The organism is Candidatus Methylomirabilis sp. (assembly GCA_036000645.1).
In the GTDB taxonomy this organism is placed as follows: domain Bacteria; phylum Methylomirabilota; class Methylomirabilia; order Methylomirabilales; family JACPAU01; genus JACPAU01.
Genome location: DASYVA010000194.1, coordinates 1 through 4,298, shown reverse-complemented (window position 1 = coordinate 4,298; position 4,298 = coordinate 1). Strand labels below are relative to the sequence as shown.

4 protein-coding genes are annotated in these 4,298 nt (G+C 69.8%); 3 read left to right on the top strand and 1 reads right to left on the bottom strand.

Going from position 1 to position 4,298, the window contains the following annotated elements; genetic code table 11:
• Together VGT06_10955 and VGT06_10950 are read left to right on the top strand one after the other, a co-directional pair.
• The coding region (locus tag VGT06_10955; GenBank protein HEV8663639.1) for an ABC transporter permease subunit at positions 1 to 321 on the top strand (321 nt) is incomplete at its 5' end.
• Position 322: 1 nt separating this feature from the next.
• Positions 323 to 1,177, top strand: a complete 855-nt coding sequence (locus tag VGT06_10950; protein ID HEV8663638.1) for a carbohydrate ABC transporter permease — start codon at positions 323 to 325, stop codon at positions 1,175 to 1,177.
• 84 nt (positions 1,178 to 1,261) lie between these two features.
• Here VGT06_10950 and fumC read toward each other — a convergent pair whose 3' ends face one another.
• Positions 1,262 to 2,659: a class II fumarate hydratase gene (gene fumC, locus VGT06_10945; GenBank protein ID HEV8663637.1), complete on the bottom strand. Its 1,398-nt coding sequence runs from the start codon at positions 2,657 to 2,659 to the stop codon at positions 1,262 to 1,264.
• 339 nt (positions 2,660 to 2,998) lie between these two features.
• Here fumC and VGT06_10940 point away from each other — a divergent pair, with 339 nt between their 5' ends.
• The gene (locus VGT06_10940; protein HEV8663636.1) at positions 2,999 to 4,126 is read left to right on the top strand and encodes a thiolase domain-containing protein; all 1,128 of its coding nucleotides are present in this window, start codon (positions 2,999 to 3,001) and stop codon (positions 4,124 to 4,126) included.
• The last annotated feature ends 172 nt before the right edge of the window (positions 4,127 to 4,298 follow it).

Genomic DNA, 4,298 nt, shown 5'->3' with positions numbered 1-4,298 from the left:
ATCCATGACGCGGCCGCCGTGGACGGAGCCAGCTTCTGGCGGCACCTGTTCCAAATCACGGTTCCGTTGGTCCGCCCGATCATGCTCGTGGCATCGTTGTTCGGGTTCGTGTTCGCATTCACCGACATGATCGTGATCTTCGTGCTGACCCGCGGCGGACCCTACGACACGACGCAGGTCCTGGCGAGCCTCGCCTTCTTCACCGGCATCCAGGGGGGCGACATCGCCGAGGGGGCCGCGATCGCCCTCTTCCTCTTCCCCTTGCTCCTTGCCGCCGCCATCGCCTTCCTCCGCGTCGCCCGGCGCACCGAGGTGACCTGAGATGGCCCCCATCGAACGGGCCAAGCGGTGGGCCGGCCGCGGGGTCCACTTCGGGATCCTCGCGGCGTTCACCGCCTTCGCCGCCTTCCCGTTTTTCTGGATGTTCATCACCGCCTTCAAGACGACCCACGACCTGATCATGCGGGAGAACAATCCGTTTTGGTTTAACGAGTGGCCCCCGACGCTCGAGCACCTCCGGGTGCTGTTCGCCGAAACCCTTTTCGCCCGATGGCTCTTGAATACGCTCTTCGTCGGCGCCATCGTGGTGGGCATCACGCTGCTCCTGGCGATCCCGGCCGGATACGCCCTTGCCCGGCTGACGGGGCGATGGGGGGAACAGCTCGGCATCGGGATCTTCCTCACCTACCTCGTCCCTCCCACGCTGCTCTTCATCCCGCTGGCGCGCGTCATTGCAGACCTGGGTCTCCAGGACTCGCTCTGGTCGTTAGTGCTGGTGTATCCCTCCTTCACCATTCCGTTCTGCACGTGGCTCATGATGGGCTTTTTCAAGACCATCCCGCGAGACCTGGAAGAGGCGGCGATGATCGACGGGTACAGCCGCCTCGGGGCGTTCGTGAAAGTCGTGCTCCCCATCTCCATCGCCGGAATCCTCACGGTCGTGATCTTCACCCTCACCCTGGTCATGCAGGAGTTCGTCTACGCGCTGACGTTTATCACCGCCGCCCGGAACTACACGGTGAGTGTCGGGGTCCCGACCTTCCTGGTCCACGGGGACGTGTACTTCTGGGGCTCGATCATGGCCGGCTGCCTCATCGTCAGCATCCCGATCGCCGTCCTCTACAACTTCTTCGTGGACCGCTTCATCGCCGGCTTCACCGTCGGCGCGATCAAGTAGCCCCGCCCCGGGCAAAAAGACCGCGCCCCCCATCGGCGGGTGATGGGGGGCGCAGACAGACCCGGCGCCGGGCCGACCCCGGGTTCATCCGGGCAGATGCGGGTGCACCATCGCTTCCGGGCGGACGGTCCGGTCGAACTCCTCCGCCGTCAGATAGCCCAGCGCCACCGCCGCCTCCTTCAGGCTGAGCCCCTCCCGGTGCGCCTTCTTCGCGATCTCGGCGGCGCGGTCATAGCCGAGGCGGGGCGCGAGCGCCGTGACGAGCATCAGCGACCGCTCCAGCTGCTGGCGGATCCGCTCGCGGTCCGGCTCGATGCCGCGGGCGCAGTGCTCCTCGAAGGAGTCGCAGGCGTCCGCCAGGAGCCGGAGGGAAAGCAGCACGTTGTGGATGATCAGCGGCTTGAAGACGTTCAGCTCGAAGTTCCCGGAGGCCCCGCCGACGCTCACCGCGACGTCGTTGCCGAGGACCTGGGCGCAGACCATCGTGAGCGCCTCGGACTGCGTCGGGTTCACTTTCCCGGGCATGATGGAGCTTCCGGGCTCGTTCTCCGGGATCCTGATCTCGCCGATCCCGCAGCGCGGCCCCGACGCGAGCCACCGGACGTCGTTCGCGATCTTCGTGAGGGCCGCGGCCAAGGTCTTCAGCGCCCCATGCGCCGCCACCAGGGCATCGTGGGCGGCCAGCGCCTCGAACTTGTTCTCCGCCGAGACGAACGGGTGGCCCGTCAGGGCGGCGATCTGCTTGGCGGCCCGCTCGGCGAACTCCGGGGGGGCGTTGAGCCCCGTCCCGACCGCCGTCCCCCCAATCGCGAGCTCGTAGAGGTGCGGCATCGCCGCCTCGAGGTGGCGCAGCGCGTGGTCGAGTTGGCTCACCCACCCCGAGATCTCCTGCCCGAGCGTCAGGGGCACCGCATCCTGGAGGTGCGTCCGGCCGATCTTGACGATCTCGGCGAAGGCCCGCGCCTTCCGGTCCAGCGTCTCCCGGAGCCGCTGCACCGCCGGGAACAGGCGCAGGCGCAGCTGCTCGACGGCGGCGATGTGCATGGCGGTGGGAAACGTGTCGTTTGAGGACTGGCTCTTGTTGGCGTCGTCGTTGGGGTGGACCGGCTTCTTCGAGCCGAGCTGACCCCCCAGGAGTTCGATCGCCCGGTTCGCGATGACCTCATTGGCGTTCATGTTCGTCTGGGTGCCGCTGCCCGTCTGCCAGACGACCAGGGGGAAGTGGTCATCGAGCGTGCCGGCAATCACCTCGTCTGCCGCCTGGACGATGGCCTTGGTCTTCTCCGGAGGCAGCAGCCCCAGGTCCCGGTTCACCAGCGCACAGGCCTTCTTCAGGAGACCGAACGCCCGAATCAGCTCCCGCGGGAAGCGGTCGGTCCCGATCCGGAAGTGCTCGAGGGATCGCTGGGTCTGGGCTCCCCAGTACCGGTCCGCGGGCACCTCGATCGACCCCATCGTGTCGGTCTCCACGCGCGTCCCCATGTCAGCTCTCCCTGGAAGGAGGCAGCCCGCAACCCGCTCTTTGCCCCTATAATAGACCGCCCCTGCGGCAATGCAAGTCTTCCGCGACTCCTGCCCCGGCCGGGGAACGGGGGTGGGGCGCTCCCCCGCGCGGCCCGCCCCCTACACACGCGCCCGCCCTCGCGGAGCGTCCCGCGTTGGGGTAGAGTAGAGGGGGGGACCCCCCAGGTCTCGGAAAGAGAACAGGAGGCCTGGCACAGGAGGGGCGCGCCGGGAAGCGCCGGCGGCTCGGCCCGGCCACACGGGCTGCGGCAGCCGCCCAGCGATCGGGCCACTGCCCCGATCGGGAGGCCAGGGAACATGCCCGCGGTCTACGTCGCCGGGGTCGGGTGCACGCGCTTCGGCCGCCTCGAGGCGCCCCTCCTCCCCCTCCTCGCCGAGGCGGCGGCGCAGGCGCTGGAGGACGCCGCGCTCGAGGATGTGGACCTCATCGTCCTGGGCACCATGAACCCGGAGGAGTTCACCGGGGACGGGACGCTCGCCCCCCTCTTCGCCTCCTTCCTCGGGAAGGCCTACACCCCGGGCTTCCGGGTGGAGACCGGCACCTCCTCGGGAGCGGCCGCCTTCTTCGCGGCCGCATCCGCCATCGCGGCGGGCTTCGCCCGGACGGCCCTGGTGGTGGCCGGCGAGAAGATGACCGATCTCCCGACGCCGCGGGTGGCCGAGATCCTCAGCCGGATGATCGATCCCACCGAGCGGCGGTACGGGGCCACCATGCCGGCGCTCGCCGCGATCGTCACCCGGGCCTACGCCGAGACCTACCACCTGCACGCCCGGGAGTTAGCGCTGGTCCCGGTGAAGAACCACAGGAACGGGAGCCGCAACCCCCTCGCCCACTTCCAGGGGGAGATCACCGTAAGTGACGTCCTGGGGAGTCGCCTCATCGCCGACCCGCTCCGGCTCTACGAGGTCTGTCCCATCTCCGATGGGGCGGCGGCCGCCGTCCTCACGGCGGAGCGCCGGGCAGTGCGGGTCGCGGGCCTCGGGCAGGGGAGCGACCACGTGGCGCTCCGCCACCGCCGCTCGCTCACCAGCTTCCGGGCGACGCAGGAAGCGGCCCGCCGCGCCTACGCCATGGCCGGACTCCGGCCCGCAGCCGTCCGGGTGGCCGAGGTCCACGACGCCTTCACGCCCTTCGAGCTGATCACCATGGAGGACCTGGGGCTGGCGGAGGCGGGCAAGGCGGTCCGGGCTCTCGTCAGGGGGGAGACGGCTCTGGAGGGGCGCCTCCCCGTCAACCCCTCGGGGGGCCTCAAGGCCCGGGGGCACCCGGTGGGGGCAAGTGGCCTGGCGCAAATCGCGGAGATCGTCCGGCAACTTCGGGGAGAGGCGGGAGGGCGGCAGGTGCGGGAGGCCCGGGTCGGGCTCGCCCAGAGCATCGGTGGTCTGGCCAGCGTGAACTGGGTCACGATCCTGGCGCGGAGCTGAGGGGGCCGTGGCGGAGGGACCGGAAACTCCAGTTGAGGAGGGGGCGCCGGCGGATACGATCCCCGCGAGCCGCTGTCCCTGCGGGACGGTGACGGCCCCTCCCACGCCCCACTGCCCGGCGTGCGGCGGCTCCATGGAGCCGGACACGCTCCCCGCCGTCGGGGAGATCCTC

Bases quoted from the DNA above. Each gene is read 5' to 3' on its own strand.
- fumC (HEV8663637.1), bottom strand. From the start codon at position 2,659: ATGGGGACGCGCGTGGAGACCGACACGATGGGGTCGATCGAGGTGCCC.
- VGT06_10940 (HEV8663636.1), top strand. From the start codon at position 2,999: ATGCCCGCGGTCTACGTCGCCGGGGTCGGGTGCACGCGCTTCGGCCGC.
- VGT06_10950 (HEV8663638.1), top strand. From the start codon at position 323: ATGGCCCCCATCGAACGGGCCAAGCGGTGGGCCGGCCGCGGGGTCCAC.